This is a genomic window from Enterococcus camelliae (genome assembly GCF_042685105.1).
In the GTDB taxonomy this organism is placed as follows: Bacteria; Bacillota; Bacilli; order Lactobacillales; family Enterococcaceae; genus Enterococcus_G; species Enterococcus_G camelliae.
Window position 1 is genome coordinate 98,398 of record NZ_JBHUMO010000044.1, and the last position, 364, is coordinate 98,761.

Annotated in this window: 1 protein-coding gene; it reads right to left on the reverse strand. The window is 34.3% G+C overall.

Features of this window, described 5'->3' with window-relative positions; genetic code table 11:
- A partial coding sequence (locus ACFSR0_RS07410) for an IS607 family transposase (RefSeq protein WP_379981419.1) occupies window positions 1–364 on the reverse strand: 364 nt, incomplete at both ends.

Here is a 364-nt window from a genome sequence, read left to right on the forward strand (position 1 = left end):
ACGCAACCTTACTTTCTTGGCTCGTATCATCTTCCATCAACTCCTTAATCATCTTCTTAGCTTTCTTCGCTCGTTTCCCTTGTAATTGGCAACTAAAAACAGTGACAATCTGAATTAAGTCCTCGACTAGTTCCTGTTCTTCCGTCTTTTCTGTATTGTCAATGATTTCTATTTCTGTGCCATATTTATTACAAAGTTTTTCAATGAGTTCATAACCAAAACGGATGAAACGGTCTTTGTATAGAATAACTACCTTGTCTATTTCGCCATTGGTAATTTTGTCTATTAACTGACTGAATCCTTTTTTATTGTAATTAATTCCACTACCAATATCTTGAATAATGTCAAATTGATATCCTCGTGC